Raw genomic sequence first — 26584 nt, 5'->3', positions numbered from 1 at the left:
TCTCGCTTGATGGTGCAGGAGTTGCTCCCTACCCTCCAGCACCATTCACCTTCTCGTAATCGGTTTGTATTAGGTTTGAGCGGTGCCCGCCTAAACAATCAAGAAACCTAACTCGTCATCGGTTTGTACTGAGTTTGAGCGGTGCCCGCCCAAACAAATCCAAAATTTAACTCGTAATCGGCAGTAGGGGCGCAGTGGGTGAAATGAAAAAGTTCTCGTTCTATATTGCTTTTCTCTGTAGCTTATTTCTATTTTTAGGCGTGGGTCTGGTTCAAGCTTATGAGCCTCAGACCCATGAGAATCAGGCCCGTGAGAGTCAGGCGATCGCGCCACCTCCAGATCTGCTTGCTAGCACTCAGACTACGTCCCCTTCGGTCTTTGCTCCGATGGGCAATCCTGTGGGCAATCAGGCTACAGTTAACCTTGAAGCCCAAGCGATCGCCTCTGCTGGCAACGCATCTGAGGACGTATCTGAGGACGTATCTGAAGAATCAGATCTGCCTGATCTGCAACCCTTCGATAAAGTCATTAAAAAAACACGGAAGTCGGAAGGGCTATTTACCCTTTATCGCAACAAAGACACAGGCAAAATCTACGCTGAAATCAAGCCAGGGCAGCTAAACCAGAACTTTTTAGCGACCATGACCCTAGAGTCGGGGATTGGGGAAAGCGGTCTCTACAGTGGTTTACCGACTGGGGACTTTCTGTTTCAGTTTCGGCGGGTGAATCAAAACATTCATTTTGTGGTTCCCAACACCTACTTCCGCACCCGTGCAGGTGATCCACAACAGCGCTCCATTGACCGCTCCTTTAGTGATTCCGTACTCGCGTCTCTGCCAATCAAAAGCATTCATCCCAAGCGGAAAACGCTTCTGGTCGATTTAGGGCCAATGTTGCTCAACGACTTTGCCAGCCTCTCTCCGGTTGTGAGTTGGATGCTAGAAACCCCCTATAGTATCGATGCGAGTAAGTCTTACTTTGGGCCCGCTAAAGCATTTCCGTTTAACGTAGAAATCGAGTCAGTCTATGGCTTTTCTGGCGGGAGTGAAGAGGGTGGTTCCTCTTATGTCAATGCCTTACCAGACAGCCGAGGGCTAACCTTGCGGGTACACTACAGTTGGTCAGAGTTACCGAAAAATAATCCCTACCGTCCCCGATTAGCAGACGATCGCGTCGGTTATTTTATTACGGCCTACCAAGATTTTTCAGACAGCAACCGTCGAGAGCCTTTTGTTCGCTATATCAACCGATGGGACTTACAGAAACAAGACCCCGATGCTGCTCTGTCACCACCGAAACAGCCTATTGTCTTTTGGATTGAGAACACAGTGCCCCTAGAGTACCGGGAGACAGTGCGAGAAGGGGTATTGATGTGGAATCGAGCCTTCGAGAAAATTGGCTTCCTCAACGCGATCGAAGTCAAACAGATGCCTGACAACGCCACTTGGGACCCTGCTGACATCCGCTACAACACGATTCGCTGGTTCAATTCCTTTGACAGCGCTTTTGCGATGGGGCCTTCCCGCGTCAATCCGCTCACAGGAGAAATTCTTGACGCTGACATTATCGTAGATGCTAACTTCATTCGCTACTTGAAGCAGGGTTTTCAGGCATTAGTGTCGCAAAACCAGCCCTCTAGTCAGCCTTCTGGTCAAGCAGCGCCCAAAAACTTATGTACCCTCAGTGGGGTTCAACCACGTTACCTACAAGCCCTACAAGCAGACTCCGCGATCGCTAAGCCCGCCATTCCTCCCGCTGTAGCCCGGATCGTGCAGCAGACCCATGAACAAGATGCTTGTTATGGCATGGAGCTAGCACACCAATTTGCCGCAGGGCACCTCTCCCTATCCTTGCTGCAAAATGTCATGCCTCGTGGCCCAGAGATGCAGAAATATATTCATCAGTTCATGCGAGAGCTGATTGCCCATGAAGTTGGCCATACATTAGGGCTACGGCATAATTTTCACGGCAGCACAATGGTTCAGCCCCAAGATTTAAACAATACTAAACTCACTCAATCTCAGGGTTTAGTGGCCTCGGTGATGGACTACAACGCCGCCAACTTAGCCCCCCGAGGTAGCAAGCAAGGAGACTATTTTACTGAAGTAATCGGTCCTTACGATGAGTGGGCGATCGAATACGGATATAAACCAATTGTCGCGACGGTGTCGCAAGCCGAAGTTCGAGAGCTACAGGCGATCGCCCAACGCGCCCCCCAAGCAGCATTAGCCTACGCTACCGACGAAGATGTCATGGCAGGTCTTGATCCAGAGGTGAATGCCTTCGACCTTAGTGGCGATGTCCTGCTCTACTCACAGTGGCAAATGGACAACGCTCGTGAAATGTGGAAGCGCCTAGAGAAGCGCTATCCAGTGGCAGGCGAGAGCTATAGCGAAGTTCGAGATATCTTTGACACCATCTTCTTCTACTACTTAGGCTATGCCCTCAATGCCAACAACTTTATCGGTGGGCAATCTCTTAGCCGTTATCACGGTGGAGATGCAGCTGGACGCTTGCCCCTAGAACCGATCCCTGTAGAACAACAGCGGCAAGCCCTAGCGGTAGTGCAAAAGTATGTGTTCAATGAGGAGTCGTTCCAGTTTTCTCCCCAACTCCTGAACAAGTTAGCTCCCTCTCGCTGGAACCATTGGGGCACCAATGTACCCGTGTTTAATCTCGACTACCCCATCCACGATCGCGTCTTGTTCTTGCAAAAGATTGTGCTGCGAGATCTACTCTCCGCCGATCGCCTCAGCCGCCTGCAAGATACAGAACTCAAAACTGAGCCTGGTAAAGCTTTGACCTTGCCAGAACTCTTCGACACCCTCCAAACCAGCATCTGGCAAGGGGTGGTGAAATCCAATGACCAGCCGATGAAATTTTCCAGCCTAAATCGCGCCCTACAACGCGAGCATCTCAATGTCTTAACAGCGATGGTGCTGCGAAAGCGAGAAGCTCCAGAAGATGCGCGAACCCTCGCATGGTACGAGCTACGCCAATTACATGACTCGTTGAGCAACACCTTACGCAAACAAGGCCGCAAGCTAGACACCTACAACAAAGCTCACTTAGAGGAAACCCGCGATCGCATTGCTAAAACCCTAGAAGCCCAGTTGCAAACCAACTGAGTAGCACAGGATGGAGATGGCAGAAAAACGGTAGAGGCTGTATAGAAACGCGCTCATCTTCCTTCCATCTCCCCTAAGAATTACAAGGCTTTTAACCTTGAACTGCACCTAAGAAGGGGGTCACGTTAGTCTTTCGAGACAGGATTCATCCGGAGTTTTGGCGCATCCTTAGAAATATCTATTGGCTCAGGTTCGTGTTACGGCACTTCATGGGCCGACATGGAATGACGAATTCAAGAGAAAACCATGTTTGCAGACTTCAAGCCCACTGTAGTGCTAGAGGAAGACGAACTTCCTAGCCAAAACTCCCCCCTAGATATCGCGGGTGCTTTTGATCCATTCCTTAGCTTAGGAGCCCTTGATAGCGATACTGAAGGCTGGGCGGAATTACTCGCCTACTCCTGGGGTGTTGACTGGACGACTTCAGATTCGTCTGCCAGCGATGAAGTAGATGCAGCCTAAACAAACCCTCCAGCAGCCTCAGAAATCATCACCCAGGCTTTAGGCAGTCTCAATTGAAGATTTACCTGCAACGTTAAATTCAATACTTTCAAGCGATCGCCCTTTGTCATCCCCCTAGACGAAGCGGCGATTATTTTTTACCTCAAAGTTGGGAATACTGAAGTCTTGGACTCTCAGCCTTTACCTTATTTGTCTACAGATTAAGAGATTAAGTCTTCTCACCAAGAGTAATTTCTGTGGTTTTTCGCTCTTTGGGAGCAGTATAAATTTATACTTCGTCCCTTTTTGTAGACAAGACATGATTTCCTTTTGCTCAATTCCAGAGTCAGTTCCCGTCGTAATCCGCGATCGCTAGAGCCTTACTCATTCCTAAGCTTCCCCAGGGACTTACCAGCCAACTATGAAGAAATTACTGTATTCGGGCATGATCATCGTCTGCCTCGCTGCCGTGACGATGCCTGCAATGGCTAAAGGCAAACCTCAAAAGCAACAGAAGCCGCAAAAAACAGAGAAAATTTCCGAGCAGCCTAGCTCAACCGATCCAAATCTTCAGCCAATTTGTCAACAAAGCCCTCTAAGTACTGGGGCTAAGGCTTCCAACCTACGTTCTAACAAAGGTGGAAAACTACGCGGTCAAGCTCGTGCCGAATATGTACATCAACTTAACCAAGCTAGGAAAAGCCAGCTAGCGGGACAAGTAGCAAATGCCTGCACCGGACTGCCGCAACTACCTCCAAGTTCCACCGCGCCGTCAACCTCTACAACCTCTACCACTAACTCCACTAGCCAAACTTCTACCTCAGTTGAGGTTAATAACGTAAGATAAGCGTTTGCGAAACCTATGTCTCTGCTCGGATCTTGCAATGCCGTGTGACACTTCTTTCAATTTGCAAGATCTGCATCTTTCTAAAGCACCTCTGGCCTCCGGGCTGGAGGTTTTCTCTTACTTCGGGTAGGAATTAGGGGTTCAATATCCGCCATTCAAGAAATTTGTTGTTAGACTCGTGCTAGCAGCTGGTAGCTACACAACGTATCTAGTAAGCTTATTGACTGGTTTATTACTTTCTAAGCATCCAATCTAAGCATCTAACGACTGCCATTTCTTCATAGCAGATGTACCTTTTCTCCACACGCTGCGAAAGCTGGAAATCGACTAGAACTGCTGGCTCAATAGCGATTGCTATGAATTGAGCATCCTTGAATTGAGCAGGATTAAGCACTTGGGGCGCTTGGGGGATTTGAGCCAGTCCATGCAGGGCTAGATGAGCTACCTCATTTGTGTTCAACGGGAGGTTGGATATGGGACTCGCAACGATTAACCCAGCCACAGGAGAGACACTTAAGACATTTGAACCCCTGACAGACGCAGAATTAGAAGCCAAACTTCAGCAAGCAGACCAAGCCTTTCACGAATATCGAAAAACTGCGATCGCTCAACGGGCGGAGTGGATGCAAGCCGCCGCTCAGATTTTGGAGACGAATAAAGAGCATTTTGGCAAAATCATGACCCTGGAAATGGGCAAAACTCTCAAGTCAGCGATCGCTGAGGTAGAGAAATGTGCCTGGGTCTGTCGCTACTACGCGGAAAATGCCGCAGAATTTTTGGCAGATGTGCCCGCTCAAACGGATGCCAGCCAAAGCTTTGTGCGCTACCAACCTATTGGGGCCGTGCTCGCGGTGATGCCGTGGAATTTCCCCTTTTGGCAGGTCTTTCGCTTTGCGGCTCCAGCGCTAATGGTAGGCAATGTTGGCTTGCTCAAACATGCCTCAAACGTACCGCAGTGCGCCTTAGCCATCCAAGACATTTTTGACAAAGCGGGTTTTCCGCCTGGGGTTTTCCAAACTTTACTGATTGGTTCCGATCGCGTTGCCGCTATTGTGGCGGACGACCGCGTCAAAGCCGCTGCACTGACAGGTAGCGAGCATGCTGGTGCTAGCCTCGCCTCTGCTTGCGGAAAACAAATCAAGAAAACTGTGCTGGAGCTAGGTGGTAGTGACCCCTTTATTGTCTTAGAAAGTGCTGATTTAGAGGCTGCCGTAACCACCGCTGTCACTGCGCGCCTCCTGAACAACGGCCAATCTTGTATCGCTGGCAAGCGCTTTATTATTGCTGAGGCGATCGCCGATGAGTTTGAGCGCCGCTTAGTCGAGAAGTATCAAGCGCTGAAAGTGGGCGATCCAATGGAACTCGACACCGATATTGGCCCCTTGGCTACCCCCGACATTCTGCAAGACTTAGACCATCAGGTGCAAGCTTGTCTAGAACAAGGTGCAAGAGCCCCAGTCGGTGGGCATTCTATAAAAGAGCGCCCTGGCAACTTTTACGCTCCGACAATCCTTACCGACTTTCCCCCCGGTACTCCTGCTGACCAAGAGGAGTTTTTTGGTCCGGTGGCACTGCTATTTCGGGTGAAAGATATCGATGAGGCCATTCGCCTCGCTAATAGCACTTCTTTTGGCTTGGGAGCCAGTGCTTGGACCCAAGTAGCAGACGAAGCAAGCCGCCTGATCGAAGAACTAGACGCGGGTGCTGTATTTATTAACGGACTAGTCAAATCCGATCCACGTCTCCCTTTTGGCGGCATCAAGCGATCGGGATATGGGCGAGAGTTGGGCATTCAGGGCATTCACGAATTCGTCAATATCAAAACCGTTTGGGTGAAATGACATGGGTGAAATAACAGGTCCAATCAACACCGCCGAACTGTTGGTTAAATGCCTCGAAAACGAAGGCGTTCGCTACGTGTTTGGCCTACCTGGTGAAGAAAACCTTCACATGTTGGAAGCCTTAAGCCACTCTTCGATTCAGTTCATCACCACGCGGCATGAGCAGGGCGCTGCTTTTATGGCAGACGTGTATGGTCGCTTAACGGGGCAAGCGGGCGTTTGCCTTTCCACCCTCGGTCCTGGAGCCACCAACCTAATGACTGGCGTGGCCGATGCTAATCTGGATCGCGCTCCGCTAGTAGCCATTACTGGGCAAGTTGGCACCGATCGCATGCACATCGAGTCACACCAATATCTCGACTTGGTAGCTATGTTTGCGCCCGTGACCAAGTGGAACGCCCAAATTGTTCGCCCTAGCAATACTCCAGAAATTGTCCGCAAAGCGTTCAAGATTGCTGAAAGTGAGAAACCGGGTGCCGTTCACATCGATCTACCAGAAAATATTGCTGCTATGACGGCCCCAGGCCAAGCCCTGTCGAAGTGCTCGATGGAGAAAGTCTACGCTTCATTCCACAGCATTGAGCAAGCTGCCGCCGCGATTTCTGCCGCCAAGAATCCCATTATTCTGGTTGGGAATGGCACGATTCGAGCCGACGCTAGTGAAGCGTTAACCAAGTTTGCCACCGAACTGAATATTCCTGTGGCTAATACCTTCATGGGCAAAGGGGTGATTCCTTACACGCATCCTTTAGCTTTGTGGTCAGTGGGGTTACAACTACGCGACTATATTAGTTGTGGTTTCGATCGCGCTGACTTAGTGATTGCGATCGGCTACGACTTGATTGAATATTCACCCAAGAAGTGGAACCCCAACGGCACGATTCCGATTGTGCATATTGGGCAAACCACCGCAGAAGTTGATAGCAGTTACATGCCGATCGCCGATGTGGTCGGGGATATTTCTGACTCCCTCCAAGAAATCTTGAAGCGCTCTAACCGCCAAGGCCAGCCAGAGCCTTATGCCATCAGCTTACGAGCAGAGATCCAGGCAGACTATGAGCAGTACGCCAAGGATGATGGTTTTCCGATCAAGCCGCAGAAAATAGTCTACGATTTGCGGCAAATCATGGGGCCAGAGGACGTTGTGATCTCCGATGTGGGCGCACACAAGATGTGGATGGCGCGTCACTACCACTGCGATCGCCCCAACACCTGCATTATCTCTAACGGTTTTGCCGCAATGGGCATTGCCATTCCAGGCGCGATCGCGGCTAAGCTCGTGCATCCAGACCGGAAGGTAGTAGCGGTGACTGGAGATGGCGGCTTCATGATGAACTGCCAAGAGCTAGAAACCGCACTGCGAGTCGGCACCGCTTTTGTCACGATTATTTTTAATGATGGTGGCTATGGCTTGATCGAATGGAAGCAACAAAACTATTACGGCCATTCTGCCTTTGTGAAATTCACCAATCCTGACTTTGTGAAGCTAGCTGAAAGTATGGGCTTAAAAGGCTACCGAGTTGAATCTGCAACCGATCTGATTCCGACCTTAAAAACTGCCTTAGCTCAGGATGTGCCAGCGGTAATTGATTGCCCAGTAGACTACAGCGAGAATCTACGCTTTACCCAAAAAGCCGGAGATCTAAGTTGTGCGATGTAGTCGGTGACTTGAGGGTGTTCTGGCGACGCTGCTTTAGCTTCTGCCAGAGCATCACCACTAGCTCTTTTTCTTGGGGGGCTAGGTGTGTCATCTCGCACCCCCAGAATTTAGTCACCTCATCCTGGTTAATATTGTCTCGCTCAGGAGCGCCACTTGTAGCCATAAGTTATGCTCCGTGAAAGGCTGCGAACCGAGTCTTGAGTTGATCTCTTTGATATTTAATAAAAGTTCAATTAGTTTCGCTGTGCGTAGCGTCACAAATAAAAGAATTTTGTACTTTTATTGCTAAAAAATTAAAAATTGAAGGTTGACTTTGCCCTTTGATAAGCATATTTGCTCATTAAAAACACAAAATTAGCGTAGGAAGTAAGAAGGCTAATTTGTCTTCAAAAAGATTAAGTTCATTAGTCTGGAATGCTCTTTGACCTACCTTGTACCTTGATAATCTATAGCAATCCTAAATGGATTGGGAACAGGGGGGTGGGGGCGAGCCCCCATTCAAGGGTTTTACCCCTGCACCCCATTCAAGAATCAAAAAAGCAATCCTAAATGGATTGGGAACAGGGGGGTGGGGGCTTCGCCCCCATTCAAGGGTTTTACCCCTGCACCCCATTCAAGAATCAAAAAAGATTGCTATAGGTAAGCAATGAATGCTAAAAGCTAGTGCTAAAAGTGAATGCAAAAAAGGGGCGATCGCTAACCGCTCGTATCAAAAATAGCTCACTGTTTTGGGCAAGTTCTTGCCAAACTTCAGGGAATTTCGGGAGCCAACTCTGAGGTAATTGGTAGCAATAAGTCATCTAAGGCTGGAACGATGTATGAAATCACATTAGCTTGGACGGAAGGGGAGCAAGCAGAAACTAAAACGTTGCATCCCTGGCAGGCCAGTAAACAACCCGGAGCGATTCGCATTGGTCGCGATCCAGAGCGCTGTGATTGGGTACTGTCGCATCCCACTGTCTCAGGGTTGCACGTCGAGATCATCTTTCAGCCAGAGCAAAACCAGTTTTATCTCCGAAATCTCCGTGCCCAGAACCCACCCTTTGTAGATGGCTCCCGCTTAGAGCAAGGGGAAGTGGCGCTGCAAGTGGGTAGCAAGATTGGGTTAGGTCAATTAGAGCTATACGTGACCGCGATCGCCCCCATCAAAACTACAGTTCTTTTATCTCCTCAGCTTCCTACCCTAATTCCTACCCTCTCTAGCCCCTTGGTTCCCACTGCTCCGCCCGCTCTCTCAACCTATGGCCTTCAGTGTCCTAAGTGTCATCAGACCTCACGCTACGAGTACCTCCAGTCAGGTTGCCCTTGGTGTGGGACTTCCTTAGCAGCGGCAGCCAGTGTCATACTGTCGCCAAGGTAATCTCACCAACGTCACCCATAGGTTAGCAAGAGCGGTATGACTGGGGCAGCACCACTACGAATTCAACTGAGCTGGTCAGAACCTCTAACGGGGGAGCAGCGATCGCCAGTGTTGACGGTGCCGATCGCCTTAGGACGAGAATTTGCCCAGTTGCCTGCTCAGCTTGGAGAACAGCGCGTCTGCCGCGTTGCCCTAGCCAGTGACGAAATTTCTCGGTTCCACGCCTTGATCACCTTAGAACCTGATGGGTTGGTGGTCACGGATCAAAACAGTATTAATGGCACGCTAGTAAATGGTGTATTGCATCACCGCAGTTTCTTGGCGAACGGCGACACGATCCAGATTGGCCCCTACGCGATCGCCATCTCCTTCGCCGTCACTCCTCCGGCACCTGCTTCGTCTCCTTTAACTCCTTTAACTCCACCGTCCCTAGCCGCAACTCAGTTACCCGATCCTCGCTTTGCTGTCACAGAGTTACCAAGTGCAGGAGAGGCCCATCTAGCGGATGAATCTTTTCCACCCCCTCTGTTTCAGAACCAGCAAGTCTCAGTACAGGATTTATTTGCGACAGGTTTACCTGTGCGAGAAAGCGACTATGCCGCGATTGGGGCTGGATTAGGAAGCTTTTGTTGGGTCGATTTGCTTCGGATCTGTGGAGTTCACTCGGCTCAAGTGATCACTTTAGGCATGGAACCCCAACCCTACGCTCGTTATCAACGTCTGTGCCGCAATTCCCAAATTCCTTTACACGAACGATTGCGCTCCAACTCTGATTCTTGCCCAGATAATATTTGGGGCTGGCCGAGTTATGCCTTGCGGGAAGCCTGGCACGACTTGAGCAGAGGCCATCTGACAGCAGCGCTGAAATATCTGTGGCAGGTGTTTGCAGAGCCAACTTTTGCTGAAACCTATACACCGCGAGCAGCGAATCTGTTTGCAGCCCTCGATCGCGAAGCTAAACGGATCGGGTGGGAGGAGATGTTTTGCTATGGACGGGTACGAGGGATTCGCAAAACTAATGATGGACGGTACGCGATCGCCTATTCTCGTTCGACCTCGCAGCAGCGGGACCATGCCTTTTTAGTCGCCCGCTATGTGCAACTTGCCACCGGATATCCTGCGATTCAGTTTTTGCCCGACTTGCAAGCCTATCGCGAGCAAACAAAAGACTTTACCTCGGTCGTGAATGCTTACGAAGATCACGATCACGTTTATGAGCATTTGGAACAGCAAGGCGGCACCGTCTTGATTCGGGGTCGCGGGATTGTCGCATCGCGCATTTTGCAACGGCTCTACGAAGCTCGGCAAAAAAATCCCAACATTGCAATTCTGCATTTGATGCGATCGCCCAAGCCTGAAGGCAATAAGTTTGGCACCGCTCAACGCCACGTCGAGAACCATTACGAGTTTCAACCGTTTAATTGGCCGAAAGCTTGTTGGAGCGGGGAACTACGAGTCATGCTAGAGCAAGCTACTCCCCAAGAGCGCCAAGGTCTCTTAGCTGCTTGGGGCGGCACCACCACAGCCGACCGGGGAGATTGGCGGCGCATTGTCGAAGAGGGACTGAGCCAAGGTTGGTATCAAATCACCTTTGGAGAAGTGGAACGGGTAGAAGCAGATGAGCGCGATCGCCCTGTGACTTACATTCAAGAACAAAACTTGAAGGGGCAAATGCGGCTGGAAGCAGATTTTGTCATTGATGCTACGGGGTTGGAAGCCAAAGTCAAAACGAACCCACTTTTAGATGATTTGGTGACGCAGTACAGTTTGCCGCTGAATCCATTGGGTCGCTTGAGCGTGGCTAATGATTTTGAGTTGGTCGAAATGCGGAATGGTCGAGGTCGCCTGTATGCAGCAGGAGCAATGATTCTGGGTGGTCCCTATGCGGCGGTCGATAGTTTCTTGGGGTTGCAATACGCGGCTCTCTGCGCGGTGACAGATTTAGTGAAAATGCGCGCTCCCAGTCTGCAACGCTTACATCCAGTCCGATCGCTGACTCAGTGGTTCAAGTGGGTGATTGGGCGACCTCCCTCTTAGCCGCCACCTAATTAAATAGCTCCGGAACCGAATCTTTGAGCAGGGCGATTGTACCTTCGGCAATAAACTGCACCGCGATCGCCAAAATAAAAAATCCCAAAACACGGTTAAAAGCGCCCACGCCACTTTTGCCTAGACGGGCCATGACGCGATCGCCCACAGAAAGGCAGAAGTAGATCATGCCCCCCAGTAGCAAAATCCCGATTAGAGCGCCTAAGTGGTCCAGCAACTGGCTGGATCTCGCTGACAACCCCATCACCACCCCAATCGCGCCCGGACCGCTCAACATGGGTACAGCCATTGGCGTGAACGAAATATCTTCTTTTTCCGCCACTTCTTCTCGTTCCGGGGGAGTGAGTCTAGGTCGCACAGTTACCATCTCCCAAGCCGTCTGCGCAATTAGCAAGCCTCCAGCAATTCGTAGGACTCCTAAGGAAAGATCAAAAAATTCTAAAATCAGCCTCCCAGCTAGAAAAAAGATAATTAAGACACAAATCACATTCAGTGAGGTTTTCCGAGCCTGCTTTTGACGATAAGCTTTGGAATCTAAAGCCGTTAAGCTATAGAACAAAGGAACAGCCCCAATGGGGTTGGCAATGGGGAGTAGGGCTAGAAAGGTAGCGGTGACTTCAGCTAGAAGTTGCTGCATGAAACTTGATCGGCTCAGCCATAGCAGATTAGATTCGACAGTTCTGTAATATCCTTTACCTACTAGTTTTTCATCAATCTAGTGGCTGAAATCGTGAAGTCTAGGCTAGAAGCATGACACCCACCCTATTCGGGCGCTGGCAAACTCGTTTATTCCTCTTCGCTACAGTCGGTGTCTTGGTGACGCTACCGTTTGCTCTTGGCTATATCGGCCCTGGTGCAACCGCACAATTTTTCTGGGTGCTGTTCTATGTAGCGCTGTTTGGCCTAGGATGGGATGTCCTTTATACCTACTTACAGAAATTTCGTTGGGATCGTGATTGGCCAGGGGCTTTGCAACTGTTAGCAGGGCTGTGGGAAGCAGTATTTATTGTGTTGCTGCTAAAAACGGTTGGTTTGTTTGGCATTGATCGAAACCTATCCATGTCGGGCTTTTTGTGGCACTACAGCTCAATTTGGCTCGCAATTTATTTAGTTGCTCACAGTTTGATGCGAATTCTGTTCCCGCGATCGCGCTTCCGGGGAGGGCAATGGCTGTTCTAAGCGCCATTCCAAGCAGATCTAGACAACATGCGCCAGAATAGGATTCTTTGTCAGTGACACGACTATGGGTACGCGCGATCGCCATCGTTCTGGGTCTCGTCCTCAACCGCTACGACCCTGTAGCTGGCCCATTGAACAATTGCCAGGTCTAAGCCAAGAAGACCAAACTCGATTGCGAGGCTACGACATTCACACGACCCAACAGCTATTGCAGCAAGCTGCTACACCAGCTCAGAAACAGCACCTATACACCAGCTCAGAAACAGCACCTAGCGGCCCAACTGCAAATCCATATTCAACACGTCAACAAATGGGTGGCCTTAGCTGACTTGGCGAAAATTCCGAGTGTAGGCTGTCAATATTGCGGGCTGTTGCTGCATGCAGGGATTGCCTCTTGCGCTCAACTAGCTCAGACTTCTTTACATCGGCTACACCCCCAAATTATGCGGTTGCAAGTTGCCATGATGCAGCGACCAGATTTGTGTCCTCCCGTAGAGGCAGTAGCGATCTGGATGCAACAGGCGCGATCGCTCACAGCTAGTTCTATTCTGAAAACAAGAATCTAAATAACTAGTAGTGCATGAAGTTGATTACAGGTACAACTAAACTTTTGGGTGTAATCGGTGACCCAATCAAGCATTCTCTCTCACCCGTGATGCACAATGCCGCGATCGCCGCATTAGGGCTGGATTACGTTTATGTGCCTCTGCCCGTAGCGCCATCCGATTTAGCCACCGCGATCGCTGGATTTGCTGCCATTGATCTGCGCGGATTTAGCATCACGATTCCCCACAAGCAAGCCATTATTCCGTTGTTAAATCAGGTGTCGGACGTGGCTCAGGCGATTGGAGCTGTGAATACGGTTTGGCGCACGGAGCAGGGTTGGAGCGGCACCAACACGGATGTGGTCGGCTTTCTCGCTCCCCTCAAAACCTACAACCGCGATTGGAGCCAAACCACAGCGGTGATCTTAGGCAATGGAGGCGCGGCGCGGGCAGTCGTGGCGGGCTGTGCTCAGTTGGGTTGTGCGGCGGTGAAGGTGGTGGGGCGCAATCGCCAAAAGCTAGCCCACTTTCAACAAAGTTGGGTTAATTCTCCAATTCCAGTTGAGCTTTCGATTCATTCTTGGCAGGAGTTGCCCAGTTTGTTGCCTGATGCAGGTTTGGTTGTGAATAGTACGCCGATTGGGATGCACCCCCATGATGAGGCGTCACCCTTAGAAGACGCGATCGCAACTCAGATGACTCAGGGAGCGATCGCTTATGACTTGATCTATACGCCGAGTCCCACGCGGTTTTTGCGGCAGGCTCAACAGCAAGGGGCGATCGCGATCGATGGGTTGGAAATGTTGGTGCAGCAGGGGGCAGCGGCGCTAGAGATTTGGGTGGGGCAAACGGCTCCGGTGGAGGTGATGCGACAAGCATTGCGGGATTATTTGGGCTTGTAGTTTGGTTTCGCTGGCGAGGGGTTGTTGTCTCGTGGTTGGTTTGTTGAAACCGAACCCTTGGGGGCGCTTGCCCCCAAACCCCCGCTGAGAGACGGTTGCGTCCCTCAGACTCCCTCCAAAAGGTGAGTGCGTGTAGTATTCCCCCCAGCATTGGGGAGCTAGAGGGCCTGGTTCGGAATTCTTAGGGAACTCTATGGGCTGGGCCAGCGCCAGTTGTAGCGGTTCCAGCGGTAGATGCCTTGGATTTCGTATTCCATGCCGCTGTCGAAGCGGATGAGGCAACTGGTGTAGGCTTGGCCGTTGTCGGCTTTTTCGGCGACCCCAATGACGGTGCAAGAAAACCATTCGGGGGCGCAGGGGCCTTCTGCTTGGACCCATTCCCAGAGGCTATTGCAAACTTCAATGCGATCGCCCACTTTGACCTTTAAGGTTTCGCGATTATCTAGCTCGGCGTAGGCGGTGACGTGTTTGGGTTGCACGCGGTTGAGCCATTGCGGGCCGTACAGCTCTCGGATAAATTGCATCGAGGCGGAGTCACGATTGTGTAACCAATCGTTGAGTAGCTTAATTTTCCAGGGATGGTTTTGTTGCTCTTGCTGTTTGACAAATTCGAGCAGAGTGCGTCGTTGCTCAGCGGTCAGTTCATCCAGCGGATTCTCTGTTTCGTTATTGCCATCTGCATCATTGCTCGGACGCTGCAAACGCTCTAATTCCACTACCATGCTCAGCAGAATTTGCTTTTGTTGCGCATTGAGCGGATAGTTGACAGCATCACATCGTCTAAATGCTGCTTGTAAGACCGCTTCAATCTCAGCTTTGGTCATGGCAGATGGTAGCTACAGGGGATGAACCAACATCGAAACCAACCTTGTCTACTCCTACATCGCTCCCAGCTGAATCAACCAGCTTTGCTATCAAGTTGCCAAAATTGGGTGTTTGATGAGCTTTTAGGAGTTGGATTTCGCATCAATCATTAATAAAAATATTAACTTTTTACAGCGAAGATTAAATTTCTATTATTACAGAAGGGCCCAGGGAAGCGAGCTAGTGAACCGGAAAAGGTTAGAGCCAATTCACGCTAAGCTGAGTTCAGGCTGCTTACAAACAGCTCAACCAGTTGTTATTGAGTCATTACAGTGAAGTTTATGCGCTTTCGGGCCTTTGCTGTCCTTGTGATTGCTTGCCTATTTACGCTAGGCAGTTGGCTGGTGAGTCCTGCTGCGATCGCCCTCACCCAAATTAAGTTGTTTGACATTTCTTATCACGAGTGTCCCGCTGAACTAGCTGAAGGCACGGTCAGCAGTGGGGGTGCCGCAATCCCTGCCAATTGCTTTCTCGTCACGGGTAAAGCTCAAAATGATTCGGGCAAGCTAGTGATCAATGCAGATATTTTTGGCCGCATTTACGATGCCAATAACAACTTAGTCATGCAAAATCGCACCCGGCTAGGCTCAATTGATGAGGTGCCTCAGGGTGTGAGTGATTTTCAGCTCAGGATTACGGTTCCCGCCAGTCAACCTGCTCCTCTGAAGCTAGAGCAATTCAAAGCAGCAGGTTTTACTGGCAAAGTGCGTCGCTAGCTAAACTAGCTACCCAAAAGGTAAGTCTCAATTAGGGCTCAATTGGGGCTCGATTAGGGCTTAGAGGCCATAGACAGAACTTTGCTGCAAGCTGCTAAAAATACCTGTCAAAAATTGCAGCAGGAAGATCGCCAGAATAGGTGAGAAGTCGAGCCCACCTAAGGGAGGGATGAAGGAGCGGAATAGGTTGAGATAAGGATCGGTGAGCTGGCTGACGATTGAGAAGGGAGGATCAGACCAGCTAATGGTGGGAAACCAGCTTAAAAGAATCCGAATAATCAAAAGAACTGTATAAATTTGCAGAAAAGTAGCCAAGGTATTGGTTAGCAGCGCTATTGAGGGATTCATAAATAATCTGGCTTCCTTCTAGATATACAAGCATTCTAGGCTTGAATTTACTTTAACGAATATCAGCGCCGACAAAATTGGTCAAACAGAAGTTACCCCCTGGGAAGTATTACCCCTGATGGTCCCAGTTAGTCCCAGTGTGCAAAGTTAGGGTCTTGATGCAGCGTTAGCGATCGCGCTGGGCCTGCTCTTCCCAACCCACCAATTCAGTTTCTTCCGGTCTACCGTTCACGGTGCTGAGTTGCTCACGCACGTCGTCGATCGCTTCGTTGAGTTGGGCAATTTTGTCCTCTAAGCCGCGACGAGCCATCTCAATACTCTGCTCTGTCGGAGGCTTAAGATTGCGTTTCCTACCTTTACTACTCAAAGCTTCGTCAGCAGGGAGCGACTCTTGCAAGCGGTTGGAAGTCAGCAGGGTGCCTAGAATACCACCCACAATGCCGCCAAAGAGGGCTCCTGCGACAAATCCGCCTGTGAAACCATCTCGATTGCTCATCTTGATACTGTCCTGCTTTAGTGTTCAGCTTAGCTTAACTAGTATTCCACCACGTTAACTTTGCTGGCTAGAGAGGTTGGCTAGGAACGCTAGGTGCCAAAGGTGCGATCGCCTGCATCTCCCAGTCCGGGCACAATAAAGCCGTGGCTATTAACCCCTTCATCAATCGCAGCTGCATAGATCGTCAAGCTGGGATAGGTTGTGCTGAGCTTTTGTAGCGCTGTGGGAGCCGTCACTACAGAAATAATCCGGGTAAAAGCTGGATCAACGCCTCTGCGAGTCAGCTCGGCCATTGTTGCCATAATTGTGCCCCCTGTCGCCAGCATGGGTTCACTGATTAAGACATGAGTTTCGGGCGGAAATACTTCTGGCAACTTGTTGAGATAGCAATTAGCTTCTAGCGTGGCTTCATCTCGCACAAACCCCAAGTGATAAATCGAGGCTAAGGGCAACAATGCTTGTGCTCCATCTAATAGTGCTAGACCTGCCCGCAAAACTGGCACCACCACAATGGGTACTTCTGGATTTACAAAGGTGGCGGCACAAGGACTTAGAGGAGTTTCGACCGTGGTTTCAACCGTAGGCAACCAGTCCCGAATCGCTTCGTAGGTTAGCCAGCGCCCTAGCTCTGTCATAGCGCTGCGGAAGAGAGCAGGCGGGGTAGACACATCACGGGCTACGGCTAGCCAATGCTTAATTAAAGGGTGAGGTGGAACGTAAACTCGCAGTTGCAAAGCCATAGCCAGCAGTTAAAGAAATAGAGGTTACCAAGTCACAAGCGTCCACTATGATACTCCTTTCCCTTCGGGATAGATGCGAGCAGGTAGCTGCACTTCATCAGATCCTGATGCGATCGTCATAAGAAATTCAAGGAACTTGTTGCAACTCTTTTGCATTAAGTATTGACAACTATTTTCAACAAGACTATATTAATTTTCAGTGTTCTCCTCTCTAAGGATCGGCAGGTGGGATCGGTTAGCGGCAGCAAACTGGTCCCCTCTTTTTTTGCTCTCTTATTTGGCTCCCTTAATCTCGATCTTGAGCCGAGTTTGGAGTTGTGGAGCAGCTTTACTAGTTTTTCTTCAACTTTGGCGATCGCCATTATCATCGTTGTTAGGGCCGTTCTAGACTTCGTTCTAGACTTATAGACTCATACATTGATCCGATACACTGAACAGAGGGATGGGTGAGCTAGCAATGACGAGTTGGGGTCTAAGTTGCGATCGCTAATTCGTTGTTTGGGTGTTAGCCACCTGTTTCCAGTTTTGTTCTGCAATCCCGCTGAGTTCATGCCTGCTTCCAACGCTTCTCCAGCTTCTTTGGGTCAAATTGCTCCGGGTTCCTCTCTCTCTGAGTCAACCTCCGGGCCAACAGACTTTGACAGTACAGAATTCGACGCGATCGTAATTGGCTCTGGCATTGGGGGTCTAGTTACGGCGACCCAACTGGCGGCCAAAGGAGCCCAAGTATTAGTTCTAGAGCGGTACCTGATTCCAGGGGGTAGTGCTGGATATTTTGAGCGGGCTGGGTATCGGTTTGATGTCGGAGCCTCAATGATCTTTGGGTTTGGTCAGCAAGGCACCACAAATCTGCTCACGCGAGCCTTGCAAGCAGTAGACATGAGCCTAGAAACGATTCCCGATCCGGTGCAAATTCACTATCACCTGCCCGATGGATTGGATCTAAAAGTTCATCGGGATTATGAGAAGTTTTTGCAAGAACTAATTGCTCAGTTTCCCCATGAGCGCGAGGGCATTCGGCAGTTTTATGATGAATGCTGGAAAGTATTCAACTGTCTCAATGCGATGGACTTGTTGTCGTTGGAAGAGCCTCGCTATCTGACCCGGGTGTTTTTCCAGCATCCTTTCGCTTGTTTAGGCTTGGTCAAGTATCTACCCCAAAACGTCGGAGATATTGCCCGCCGCTACATTAACGATCCGGCGCTGCTGAGATTTATCGATATGGAGTGTTACTGCTGGTCGGTGGTTCCAGCCGATAAAACTCCGATGATCAATGCAGGAATGGTGTTTAGCGATCGCCACTATGGCGGCATCAATTACCCCAAAGGTGGCGTGGGCCAAATTGCCCAAAAATTGGTAGAAGGCTTAGAGAAAGCGGGAAGTCGAATTCAGTACAAAGCTAGAGTCAAGCAGATCTTGATGGAGAATGACCGCGCGGTCGGTGTAGAACTCGCTTCTGGTCAGGTTTACCGAGCTAAACGAATCGTTTCTAATGCCACCCGCTGGGATACTTTCGAGCATTTACTCCCTACTGATAAAATGCCCGTTGCTGAGAAGAAGTGGCAACAACGCTATCAAAAATCTCCTAGTTTTCTTAGCTTGCATTTAGGGGTAAAAGCAGAAGCCTTGCCAACTGGCACGGAATGCCATCACATTCTGCTGGAAGACTGGGAGCGGATGGAGGATTCCCAAAGTACCATTTTTGTCTCGATCCCGACTTTGCTCGACCCTGACTTAGCGCCTCCAGGTCATCACATTATCCATACCTTCACTCCCAGTTGGCTAGAGGAATGGCAGGGATTATCCCCCAGCGCCTATGAAGAAAAGAAAGAAGCAGCCGCAGCAACTCTCATACAACGACTGGAGAAGATTTTTCCACAATTAGGTCAAATGCTGGACTACCAAGAAGTAGGCACCCCTCGAACTCACCGTCGCTTCTTGGGGCGGCAAGATGGCACCTATGGCCCCATTCCTAGGCGTAAATTGTTGGGCCTGTTGGGTATGCCCTTCAATCGCACAGCGGTGCCAGGTCTTTACTGTGTGGGCGACAGCACCTTTCCCGGACAAGGTCTCAATGCGGTCGCTTTCTCTGGCTTTGCCTGTGCCCATCGCATTGCCGTTGATTTGAAATTGTAAAGCCCTGAATAAAGCCTGGAAATAGGCTAAATCATTACGATTCCGGGTTTGGTCTAGCTCTCATCGGACTTTTGATATAAAATCCTATCGTAAATTGCTGTCTCTACCAGTGCTCTCATCAAGCATTGGACAGAAGCGATCGCTGATTGAATTGGGTTTGCTACCCGCGATCGCTCCACCAGCCATTCGGAGAGGATTAGAACACATGGCTTTTGAACTTCCCCCCTTACCTTACGACTACAACGCGCTAGAGCCTTATATCTCGGCACGCACCCTAGAGTTCCACCACGACAAGCACCACGCAGGTTACGTGACTAACCTGAACAAGTTCACTCAAGACACGGAGCTGGCTGACAAATCGCTTGAAGAAGTGATCAAAGCCACCTTCAAAAACCCAGACAAAGTGGGTGTATTCAACAATGCCGCTCAAGTCTGGAACCACACCTTCTTCTGGCATAGCTTGAAGCCCAGTGGGGGTGGTTCTCCCAGCGGCGCTCTATCAGACAAAATCAATGCTGACTTCGGTAGCTTCGATAAGTTTGTCGAAGAGTTCAAGAATGCAGCGACCACTCAGTTTGGTAGCGGTTGGGCTTGGTTAGCCCTCGACAACGGCACCCTCAAGGTCACCAAGACCCCCAATGCCGAAAACCCGATCGCTCACGGCCAAACTCCCCTCCTAACCTTAGATGTTTGGGAGCACGCCTACTACCTCGACTACCAAAACCGTCGTCCTGACTTCATTCAAGCCTTTCTAGAAAACGTGGTGAACTGGGACTTCGTTTCTCAAAACTTGGCAGCAGCGGCTTAGACCACTGGCTCTCAATCACAGCAGTTGAAGGTTTCTCAGCCATGAGTTGAGCTGAACCAACTGCAACCACACCCAAACAGTCACGCTTTAGTTCGTGGCTGTTTTCTATTTGGCCGTGTTTGGGCAGCGGCAATCCTTACAATAAAAGAGCTTAAGAAAATTAATCTTAAATTTAACAATGAATAGCAACGAAATCGCTCAATACATTGAGGCCACCGATGGCATGGCTAAACCTTGGCTCCTTTTGCAACTCCGATTACAAAAACTGCAAGAGCGGCGAGACACCATGCCCGCAGATGAATATGCCAATGAGCTGGCTGACATCCACCAATCGCTGATGAATTTAGGAGAATGGTGGAAAGGGATGGAAGACGAAGTGTTTTAAGCGAGCTGGCTTGTGACGCTGCTACTCTTGCTGTCCAGTTAACGCTGCCGAGATTGCCTCAGAACCATGCCGAAAACTAAAAAGATCATTGCTGAGCCAAGCCTAATTGACTCCCAGTACTATTTCAGTCGCGAGATGAGCTGGCTGGAATTTAATAACCGGGTCTTGCATGAAGCCTTTGACCCCCGCACTCCTCTGATAGAGCGCTGCAAGTTTATGGCTATTTTTAGCTCGAACTTGGATGAGTATTTTATGGTGCGGGTGTCAGCGCTAAAGCAGCAAGTAGAAGCAAAGGTCAGCCAGCTCACCTCAGATGGCCGTAAGCCCCAAGAGCAACTTGATGCCATCTGCGATCGCCTCCGCCCAATGGTAATCAAGCAGCATCGACACTTTGAGCAAGCCCTACGCCCTCAACTCGCCAACCAAGGCATTTATCTGCTCGACTACATGGACTTAAACCAAGAGCAGCGGATTTATTTGCAGCGCTACTTTGAAGAGCAGATCTTTCCGGTTCTCACGCCTCTGGCCGTCGATCCTAGCCATCCCTTCCCCTACATTTCCAATCTCAGCCTCAACTTGGCAGTGGTGATTCAAGATCCAGAGACAGAGGAAGAATTTTTCGCCCGCGTCAAGGTTCCTAAAGTGCTGCCCCGCTTCTTGCAGTTACCGGAAAACTTACAGCTACAGCATAAGGGCCAAGGAGGAGTTTGGACGGGGGTGCCGCTAGAACAAGTAGTCGCCCATAACCTGGAGTCTTTGTTTCCAGGCATGAACATTCAAGAATACTATCCCTTCCGGATCACCCGTAATGCAGACCTCGAACTGGAAGAAGATGAAGCCGATGATTTGATGCTCGCGATCGAGCAGGAATTACGGAAGCGGCGGTTTGGCGGTTCGGTGGTGCGTTTAGAGATTCAATCGTCTACCCCACCCGCAGTACGGGAAATGTTGATTCAAGAGATGTCGCTAGAGGAAAGTGATCTCTATGAAGTGGAAGGCATGCTAGGGCTGAGCGATCTGATGTCCTTTTTAGCCTTGCCACGGCCAGATCTCAAAGATGCGCCTTGGGCTCCCATTGTCCCCGCCCGGTTGCGGCGGCTCAGCCCACCCGGAAGCGATCGCAGTAATGCAGAAGGTGAGGACGCAGAAGACTTTTTCTCTGTGATTCGTAAACAAGACTTGATGGTGCATCACCCCTATCAGTCATTTTCTGGGACCGTACAACGCTTCATCATGCAGGCCGCCCACGACCCAGATGTGCTAGCAATCAAAATGACGCTCTACCGCACCTCTGGAGATTCGCCTATCCTCAATGCCCTCATTGCTGCTGCCGAGAATGGCAAACAGGTAGCCGTCTTAGTGGAACTGAAAGCTCGCTTTGATGAAGAAAACAACATCAACTGGGCCCGTAAGCTGGAAAAAGTGGGTGTACATGTGGTCTATGGCCTGGTAGGGCTGAAAACTCATACCAAAATTGCTCTAGTGGTGCGACGCGAAGAGAACCGCATTCGCCGCTACGTCCACATTGGCACCGGAAACTACAATCCCAAAACAGCACGGATTTACACCGATATTGGCTTATTGAGCTGTCGCGATGAGTTAGGAGCAGATTTAACCGATCTGTTCAACTACTTAACGGGTTATTCCCGCCAGCACTCCTATCGCAAGTTGATAGTCGCTCCAGTAAACTTGCGCGATCGCATGTTGAGCTTGATCTACCGGGAGATAGAAAACTGCAAAAATGGCCTTCCCAGCCGCATTGTCGCCAAGATGAATGCTTTGGTAGATAAGCGAATTATCGTCGCTTTATATGAAGCCTCTCAAGCAGGCGTCCAGATTGACTTAATTATTCGAGGTATCTGTTGTCTGCGCCCTGGTATTAAAGGCATCAGTGACAATATTCGGGTGGTCAGTATTGTGGGCCGTTTTCTGGAGCACTCCCGCATCTTTTACTTCCACAACCGAGGCGACGATGAAGTGTTTATTGGCAGCGCAGATTGGATGCCACGCAACTTAGACCGCCGAGTAGAAGCCATTGTCCCCATCGAAGACGCAGACCTGAAAAAAGATTTACAAGAAATTTTGGGGATCATGCTCTCCGACAATCGCCACGCCTGGGAACTACAGCCGAATGGTCGCTATATTCAACGTCGTCCCGCTGCCGAATGCCCAGAGCTGAGTTCGCAGAAAATCCTCATGGAAATGGCAGCCAGCTCAACAATTTAAGCGGCGATCGCTCGCTTGAGGGACTCAATCTGAAATAATGAGAACAGCTTAGTTAAACATCACTGCTCCAAAGCGTTGTGGGGCATTGCGGTGTTTAACCAAGTTTTAGTGCCTAAGGGTTAGAATTTTTCGGGTGAAAAGGGCTGTGCGATCGCCCAATTTTAGCCAAAAATCGACAATCAAAGGCGAAACGTTGATGTATCAAACTTTACTTAAGCAGCCGTAGTTCTTGGAATTACGGAGGGATTGTGTAGGAGTATGACTATTCATTCTGCCGATTCGCCCCAATGGTAGAGGGATTTCAGTAGCCCATACTACTAGACTAAAATTGTCAAACCAGATGTCTCTTACTTGACTGAGTGGTCATGTTATCTTGTATGCGCTCTGCCCTCCGTGTTCTTGTTGTCGATGATCATGAGTTGACTCGACTCAGCCTCAAGCTTGCCCTACAGAATCAATCCAATATTGAACTAGTGGGTCTAGCAAGTAATGGTCAGGAAGCAGTCGAGCTAGTTAAGCGTCAGCATCCTGATGTGATCATTATTGATTTACAGATGCCAGTTTTGGATGGTTTAAGCGCATCCACCCAGATTAAAAGTTTCGCCCCTAATATCCGGATTATTGCTTACTCCTCTGTGGACGATCCTCAAACAGAGGTCATGATTCAGACGGCAAATATTGATGCTTTTTGTAAGAAAGACGTGGCTACCAACGAGCTTGTGGCTTTAGTCAAAGAGCTAGGGCAAGCCGCCAAGAATGCCAGTGCTTAACTATACCTAGCTTTTCTCAGCACTGACCACCTACCCTGCTTGCCTGGAAGGTAACTAGTTCCAGGCAAAAGGTATCTCAGCAATTTAGAAATTTAGATCTAGAATTCAGCCTCTAGTCAGTGTCTAGAGATTTCCTGCTTCTGGAAAGGTCCGCTGAAATTCGTCAATCAAGTCATCCATTTCTTCTAAAGCCTGATTGACATCAATTCTCAGAGTGCCTAAATCAGGCTGCTCTAGCAATCTCAATAAGGTCTCGCGCTTGCTTCGGATCAGGGTGATGCGTTCTTTAATCGTTTCAGCGTTCATCTTTTGTATCTTTATATTTACTTCTATTGAGTAAGATAAACCATATTCAGCCTAAGTTTAAGGCTCAAATCTGTGTTTATAATCGGCCCAAGTTAGGCACTGCAAGCCTCAGATCTTATATATCTTGAATTGATAACATTAGGAGAGTAGAGATACCTCACCCTCCAGACAGACTAGCGCAGAAACGGTGGACGCTTGCTGTCAGCAGTCTTAGCCCGCATCACTTCAGTAATAAAGCGCTTGAGTGCCTTCTCACGGTTTTTCATGAAAGCTGCCCAAAACCCTGGTTGGAACTCATCCATCGTTTTAGCCAGAGCCCAAACATCCACGGCCAAGATATTGTAGAGGGTTTCGTCTTCCCGTTTGAGCGAATCAATTTGTTCTAATAACTTGCTTTTGGTCGCGGGTGGCTGCTTTTCGTCTTTGATCATGGCTCGGACCTACTAGTCTGTCAGTTTTTATTTGCGGGGTGCAAGAGTACTAACCTTGGGCGAAAGTGGCACTCATTTTATCTAGAGGGATAAGCCACCCCAGAAGACCCCCAGATGAAGTAGGCGATCGCGCCTCAACATCCCCAGCATATCCTGCTATTCAACAACGCTCACCTTGCTAACCACAATCCTCCAGCCGCACGTTTGGCAAAGCAGCGATCGAGTCTAGAGAAAAAATATTCAGGCTTAAGTCCACCAAACTTCCTGTAAAGGTAATGATATAAGGGTTAACTTTGCACACAGATTAATTCGTCTCAATAACAAATATGTTACGTCAAACTTCTCTAGGAACGCTGGGATTGGCAGTAGGTGGGGCTCTAACCGTGATCGGTTTTGTAGCTTACTTCTCTAGCAACGCTACCTTAAATCTTGTAGGGTTCTTTTATGGCATTCCGCTGCTTCTAGGAGGGTTGGCGCTGAAAGCTTCAGAACTCACACCCGTTCCGTTTACCCAACCCACGCCGCCAGAGATCGTGGAGCTACGAGATCAGCAAGCAACTACAACCCAAAATCAGATCCGTAAAGATGTAACCCGCTATCGGTACGGTCAATCGGCTCACTTAGACAGTTCTCTGAGCCACTTAGGTCTTAGCCCTACCAATGAGGAACGCCCAGAGCTAATTGGGGTGCGTGAGAGCAAAATCAATGATGCTTATGCCTTAATTTTGGAGTTCAATTCGCCGCTGATTTCTCTAGAAACTTGGCAACAGAAGCAAGCCAAAATAGAGAGTTTTTTTGGTCCTGGCATTCGCGTACAACTCACCCAGCCCGCAGAGCGACAAATTGAAGTGGCGCTGATTACGGCTTCTGTCGCTGCAACTCCTGCGACCAGCTAAACCCTACAACTCTATTTTTCTTTTTCTAACCTAACAGCGTACCACTGCAAAAAATTACCAGGCTCCATATCTAGCTCGCAGGAAGTATCTAGCAGATATTGGGCCTGGGCGGAGATAGAACTAAGTTTCTGCAAATCTTGAGGCAGATCGTCTTGCCGTTGCTCCAAAACGGTCTCTAGTTTGCTGAGCAACTCAGCCGCCGTCAGAAACTGTTCTGGTTGATTGGCTTCTAGAACCACAAAATGGTCTTGTCTATACATCAGAGGGTCGGGCATAAGCTTGGTATCAGAGGTTTAGCTGGTTAGCGATCGCAATAAATATCGTACTAATACTGTTATCGTAACAACGCATCGAAAGAAGGATGCCGTTTAGCTGTCTAGCTTTAAGACTTGGAGTAGAGGCATTTGCAACCTTTCCTTCTCGACCATCATCTTCACCGCTATGATTCGCTCTGCTTGTCTCATTTTCAATCCCATTGCTGGTCAAAGTGATCCAGAGCAAGACTTAGCCCAGATCCGGGCTTTATTGGAGCCAGAGATGAACTTAGAGATCCTCTCAACAACCAAAATCGTTGATGCGGATCAACTGGCCTACAACGCGGTGCAACGAGGAGTTGAAGCCGTGATTGCCTCTGGAGGTGATGGTACTTTGTCGGCAACCGCAGCAGCTCTAGTAGGCACTGATATTCCTCTAGGTGTGATTTCACGCGGCACCGCCAACGCTTTTGCCAATGCCCTCGGCATTCCTGACAGTATCGAAGCTGCTTGCGCCACTATCTTGGCAGGAAAAACCAAAAAGGTGGATGCGGCTTACTGTAACGGCAAACCCATGCTCTTGCTAGCAGGGATCGGCTTTGAAGCTGAGACGGTTGAACAAGCAGACCGAGCTGCTAAAAATCGCTTGGGCATGCTGGCCTATATCTTGGCAGGAGTCAAACAACTGGGGCATCTGCCCTCGTTTGAGGCAGAAATTGAAACTGATGAACACATCATTCAAGTCTCAGCCTCAGCCATTACGATCGCCAATGCTGCCCCAGCAACCTCGATCTTGGCGCAAGGACCAGCAGGGGTCATTTTTGATGATGGTCTGCTCGATTTAACCGTAGTGGCTCCACGTAACGTAGCAGGGGCGATCGCCGCTTCTTATCACCTGCTCCAGTCAGCTTTGACAGGCAACGCTACAGAGCGAGACGACATTGGCTATCTGCGAGCGAAACGCCTCAAAGTGTCAACTGAGCCACCCCAGAAGGTAGTTTTAGATGGGGAACTAATTGGCACAACTCCCATCGAAGTAGAGTGTGTATCCCAAGGACTAACTATCTTTGCGCCTGCTAACACTGAAGCGCCTCTAGAAGAAAAGTTGGAAGGTTTGCCCAACTTAGTGGTAGTTTCTAAGCCTCAAGCTGAGCCGCAGCATGATGAATAACTAATTTAGTTCGGTAATTACACCAAACTTTTCTAGTTTTATTCACTCCAATTAATCTACGTTCCGAAAATTTCCGGAATTCAGT

Annotated in this window: 26 protein-coding genes and 1 pseudogene; 18 read left to right on the top strand and 9 right to left on the bottom strand. The window is 49.5% G+C overall.

From position 1 onward, the window contains the following. Positions 1-386 precede the first annotated feature (386 nt). The 5 genes from KME12_00940 to KME12_00920 all read left to right on the top strand — a co-directional run bounded on the left by KME12_00940 (position 387) and on the right by KME12_00920 (position 7917). A complete protein-coding gene (locus KME12_00940) occupies positions 387-3128 on the top strand; it encodes a zinc-dependent metalloprotease (GenBank protein MBW4486332.1) in 2742 nt (913 codons plus the stop codon). 246 nt (positions 3129-3374) lie between these two features. Further along, on the top strand, positions 3375-3590 hold the full coding sequence (locus KME12_00935; GenBank protein ID MBW4486331.1) for a hypothetical protein: 216 nt from the start codon (positions 3375-3377) through the stop codon (positions 3588-3590). A 400-nt stretch (positions 3591-3990) separates the two neighbouring features. Continuing rightward, on the top strand, positions 3991-4416 hold the full coding sequence (locus KME12_00930; protein MBW4486330.1) for a hypothetical protein: 426 nt from the start codon (positions 3991-3993) through the stop codon (positions 4414-4416). 473 nt (positions 4417-4889) lie between these two features. After that, complete coding sequence (locus KME12_00925; protein MBW4486329.1) at positions 4890-6257, top strand: NAD-dependent succinate-semialdehyde dehydrogenase; 1368 nt, start codon at positions 4890-4892, stop codon at positions 6255-6257. Positions 6258-6279: 22 nt separating this feature from the next. Beyond that, positions 6280-7917, top strand: coding sequence for an acetolactate synthase large subunit (locus tag KME12_00920; protein MBW4486328.1), 1638 nt, complete (start codon positions 6280-6282; stop codon positions 7915-7917). Here KME12_00920 and KME12_00915 read toward each other — a convergent pair. Next, on the bottom strand, positions 7880-8080 hold the full coding sequence (locus KME12_00915; protein MBW4486327.1) for a hypothetical protein: 201 nt from the start codon (positions 8078-8080) through the stop codon (positions 7880-7882). The two genes, KME12_00920 and KME12_00915, sit on opposite strands and share 38 nt — an antisense overlap. Before the next feature lie 651 nt (positions 8081-8731). Between KME12_00915 and KME12_00910 the strand changes: the two genes are divergently transcribed. Further along, positions 8732-9277, top strand: coding sequence for an FHA domain-containing protein (locus KME12_00910; GenBank protein MBW4486326.1), 546 nt, complete (start codon positions 8732-8734; stop codon positions 9275-9277). Positions 9278-9313: 36 nt separating this feature from the next. Further along, positions 9314-11314: an FHA domain-containing protein gene (locus tag KME12_00905; protein MBW4486325.1), complete on the top strand. Its 2001-nt coding sequence runs from the start codon at positions 9314-9316 to the stop codon at positions 11312-11314. A 7-nt stretch (positions 11315-11321) separates the two neighbouring features. Here KME12_00905 and KME12_00900 read toward each other — a convergent pair whose 3' ends face one another. After that, on the bottom strand, positions 11322-11963 hold the full coding sequence (locus tag KME12_00900; protein ID MBW4486324.1) for an NAAT family transporter: 642 nt from the start codon (positions 11961-11963) through the stop codon (positions 11322-11324). Between the two features lie 113 nt (positions 11964-12076). Here KME12_00900 and KME12_00895 point away from each other — a divergent pair, with 113 nt between their 5' ends. From KME12_00895 to KME12_00885, 3 genes and pseudogenes are all read left to right on the top strand, one after another. Further along, on the top strand, positions 12077-12505 hold the full coding sequence (locus KME12_00895; protein MBW4486323.1) for a hypothetical protein: 429 nt from the start codon (positions 12077-12079) through the stop codon (positions 12503-12505). A 64-nt stretch (positions 12506-12569) separates the two neighbouring features. Next, positions 12570-13071, top strand: a pseudogene (locus KME12_00890) (DUF4332 domain-containing protein). 14 nt (positions 13072-13085) lie between these two features. After that, on the top strand, positions 13086-13952 hold the full coding sequence (locus tag KME12_00885) for a shikimate dehydrogenase (protein ID MBW4486322.1): 867 nt from the start codon (positions 13086-13088) through the stop codon (positions 13950-13952). 191 nt (positions 13953-14143) lie between these two features. Here KME12_00885 and KME12_00880 read toward each other — a convergent pair whose 3' ends face one another. Next, positions 14144-14776, bottom strand: a complete 633-nt coding sequence (locus KME12_00880; protein ID MBW4486321.1) for a hypothetical protein — start codon at positions 14774-14776, stop codon at positions 14144-14146. A 321-nt stretch (positions 14777-15097) separates the two neighbouring features. Between KME12_00880 and KME12_00875 the strand changes: the two genes are divergently transcribed. Continuing rightward, positions 15098-15532: a hypothetical protein gene (locus tag KME12_00875; protein MBW4486320.1), complete on the top strand. Its 435-nt coding sequence runs from the start codon at positions 15098-15100 to the stop codon at positions 15530-15532. A gap of 60 nt (positions 15533-15592) precedes the next feature. Here KME12_00875 and KME12_00870 read toward each other — a convergent pair whose 3' ends face one another. From KME12_00870 to upp, 3 genes are all read right to left on the bottom strand, one after another. Beyond that, positions 15593-15880: a YggT family protein gene (locus tag KME12_00870; GenBank protein MBW4486319.1), complete on the bottom strand. Its 288-nt coding sequence runs from the start codon at positions 15878-15880 to the stop codon at positions 15593-15595. A gap of 166 nt (positions 15881-16046) precedes the next feature. Beyond that, a complete protein-coding gene (locus tag KME12_00865; GenBank protein ID MBW4486318.1) occupies positions 16047-16376 on the bottom strand; it encodes a hypothetical protein in 330 nt (109 codons plus the stop codon). An 89-nt stretch (positions 16377-16465) separates the two neighbouring features. Then, positions 16466-17116, bottom strand: a complete 651-nt coding sequence (gene upp, locus KME12_00860) for a uracil phosphoribosyltransferase (protein ID MBW4486317.1) — start codon at positions 17114-17116, stop codon at positions 16466-16468. 549 nt (positions 17117-17665) lie between these two features. Here upp and crtH point away from each other — a divergent pair. The 5 genes from crtH (at position 17666) to KME12_00835 (ending at position 23441) form a co-directional block, all read left to right on the top strand. Beyond that, positions 17666-19252 carry a carotene isomerase gene (crtH, locus tag KME12_00855; protein ID MBW4486316.1) on the top strand — a complete coding sequence of 529 codons (1587 nt, stop codon included), beginning with the start codon at positions 17666-17668 and terminating at the stop codon, positions 19250-19252. A 205-nt stretch (positions 19253-19457) separates the two neighbouring features. Further along, a complete protein-coding gene (locus KME12_00850) occupies positions 19458-20060 on the top strand; it encodes a superoxide dismutase (protein MBW4486315.1) in 603 nt (200 codons plus the stop codon). Between the two features lie 178 nt (positions 20061-20238). Beyond that, the gene (locus tag KME12_00845) at positions 20239-20445 is read left to right on the top strand and encodes a hypothetical protein (protein MBW4486314.1); all 207 of its coding nucleotides are present in this window, start codon (positions 20239-20241) and stop codon (positions 20443-20445) included. A gap of 66 nt (positions 20446-20511) precedes the next feature. Beyond that, positions 20512-22671, top strand: coding sequence for a polyphosphate kinase 1 (gene ppk1, locus KME12_00840; GenBank protein ID MBW4486313.1), 2160 nt, complete (start codon positions 20512-20514; stop codon positions 22669-22671). 365 nt (positions 22672-23036) lie between these two features. Further along, complete coding sequence (locus KME12_00835) at positions 23037-23441, top strand: response regulator transcription factor (GenBank protein MBW4486312.1); 405 nt, start codon at positions 23037-23039, stop codon at positions 23439-23441. A gap of 123 nt (positions 23442-23564) precedes the next feature. On the opposite strand, the gene KME12_00830 is transcribed toward KME12_00835, so the two are convergent. Further along, a complete protein-coding gene (locus tag KME12_00830; GenBank protein ID MBW4486311.1) occupies positions 23565-23747 on the bottom strand; it encodes a hypothetical protein in 183 nt (60 codons plus the stop codon). A 173-nt stretch (positions 23748-23920) separates the two neighbouring features. Further along, entirely contained in the window at positions 23921-24178 is a 258-nt protein-coding gene (locus KME12_00825) for a hypothetical protein (GenBank protein MBW4486310.1), read from the bottom strand. Between the two features lie 326 nt (positions 24179-24504). Between KME12_00825 and KME12_00820 the strand changes: the two genes are divergently transcribed. Beyond that, entirely contained in the window at positions 24505-25074 is a 570-nt protein-coding gene (locus KME12_00820) for a DUF2854 domain-containing protein (protein ID MBW4486309.1), read from the top strand. A gap of 11 nt (positions 25075-25085) precedes the next feature. Here KME12_00820 and KME12_00815 read toward each other — a convergent pair whose 3' ends face one another. After that, the gene (locus tag KME12_00815; GenBank protein MBW4486308.1) at positions 25086-25349 is read right to left on the bottom strand and encodes a chlororespiratory reduction protein 7; all 264 of its coding nucleotides are present in this window, start codon (positions 25347-25349) and stop codon (positions 25086-25088) included. 166 nt (positions 25350-25515) lie between these two features. Between KME12_00815 and KME12_00810 the strand changes: the two genes are divergently transcribed. After that, entirely contained in the window at positions 25516-26499 is a 984-nt protein-coding gene (locus KME12_00810; protein ID MBW4486307.1) for a YegS/Rv2252/BmrU family lipid kinase, read from the top strand. Positions 26500-26584 lie beyond the last annotated feature (85 nt).

This window comes from Trichocoleus desertorum ATA4-8-CV12 (assembly GCA_019358975.1).
Taxonomy (GTDB): Bacteria; Cyanobacteriota; Cyanobacteriia; order FACHB-46; family FACHB-46; genus Trichocoleus; species Trichocoleus desertorum_A.
The sequence above is the reverse complement of the archived record's forward strand: the minus strand, read 5'-3'. Positions and strand labels throughout refer to the sequence as shown.

Coding starts and splice junctions, on each gene's coding strand:
- KME12_00940 (MBW4486332.1), top strand. CDS start 387: ATGGGCAATCCTGTGGGCAATCAGGCTACAGTTAACCTTGAAGCCCAA.
- KME12_00935 (MBW4486331.1), top strand. CDS start 3,375: ATGTTTGCAGACTTCAAGCCCACTGTAGTGCTAGAGGAAGACGAACTT.
- KME12_00930 (MBW4486330.1), top strand. CDS start 3,991: ATGAAGAAATTACTGTATTCGGGCATGATCATCGTCTGCCTCGCTGCC.
- KME12_00925 (MBW4486329.1), top strand. CDS start 4,890: ATGGGACTCGCAACGATTAACCCAGCCACAGGAGAGACACTTAAGACA.
- KME12_00915 (MBW4486327.1), bottom strand. CDS start 8,080: ATGGCTACAAGTGGCGCTCCTGAGCGAGACAATATTAACCAGGATGAG.
- KME12_00910 (MBW4486326.1), top strand. CDS start 8,732: ATGTATGAAATCACATTAGCTTGGACGGAAGGGGAGCAAGCAGAAACT.
- KME12_00905 (MBW4486325.1), top strand. CDS start 9,314: ATGACTGGGGCAGCACCACTACGAATTCAACTGAGCTGGTCAGAACCT.
- KME12_00900 (MBW4486324.1), bottom strand. CDS start 11,963: ATGCAGCAACTTCTAGCTGAAGTCACCGCTACCTTTCTAGCCCTACTC.
- KME12_00895 (MBW4486323.1), top strand. CDS start 12,077: ATGACACCCACCCTATTCGGGCGCTGGCAAACTCGTTTATTCCTCTTC.
- KME12_00885 (MBW4486322.1), top strand. CDS start 13,086: ATGAAGTTGATTACAGGTACAACTAAACTTTTGGGTGTAATCGGTGAC.
- KME12_00880 (MBW4486321.1), bottom strand. CDS start 14,776: ATGACCAAAGCTGAGATTGAAGCGGTCTTACAAGCAGCATTTAGACGA.
- KME12_00875 (MBW4486320.1), top strand. CDS start 15,098: ATGCGCTTTCGGGCCTTTGCTGTCCTTGTGATTGCTTGCCTATTTACG.
- KME12_00870 (MBW4486319.1), bottom strand. CDS start 15,880: ATGAATCCCTCAATAGCGCTGCTAACCAATACCTTGGCTACTTTTCTG.
- KME12_00865 (MBW4486318.1), bottom strand. CDS start 16,376: ATGAGCAATCGAGATGGTTTCACAGGCGGATTTGTCGCAGGAGCCCTC.
- upp (MBW4486317.1), bottom strand. CDS start 17,116: ATGGCTTTGCAACTGCGAGTTTACGTTCCACCTCACCCTTTAATTAAG.
- crtH (MBW4486316.1), top strand. CDS start 17,666: ATGCCTGCTTCCAACGCTTCTCCAGCTTCTTTGGGTCAAATTGCTCCG.
- KME12_00850 (MBW4486315.1), top strand. CDS start 19,458: ATGGCTTTTGAACTTCCCCCCTTACCTTACGACTACAACGCGCTAGAG.
- KME12_00845 (MBW4486314.1), top strand. CDS start 20,239: ATGAATAGCAACGAAATCGCTCAATACATTGAGGCCACCGATGGCATG.
- ppk1 (MBW4486313.1), top strand. CDS start 20,512: ATGCCGAAAACTAAAAAGATCATTGCTGAGCCAAGCCTAATTGACTCC.
- KME12_00835 (MBW4486312.1), top strand. CDS start 23,037: ATGTTATCTTGTATGCGCTCTGCCCTCCGTGTTCTTGTTGTCGATGAT.
- KME12_00830 (MBW4486311.1), bottom strand. CDS start 23,747: ATGAACGCTGAAACGATTAAAGAACGCATCACCCTGATCCGAAGCAAG.
- KME12_00825 (MBW4486310.1), bottom strand. CDS start 24,178: ATGATCAAAGACGAAAAGCAGCCACCCGCGACCAAAAGCAAGTTATTA.
- KME12_00820 (MBW4486309.1), top strand. CDS start 24,505: ATGTTACGTCAAACTTCTCTAGGAACGCTGGGATTGGCAGTAGGTGGG.
- KME12_00815 (MBW4486308.1), bottom strand. CDS start 25,349: ATGCCCGACCCTCTGATGTATAGACAAGACCATTTTGTGGTTCTAGAA.
- KME12_00810 (MBW4486307.1), top strand. CDS start 25,516: ATGATTCGCTCTGCTTGTCTCATTTTCAATCCCATTGCTGGTCAAAGT.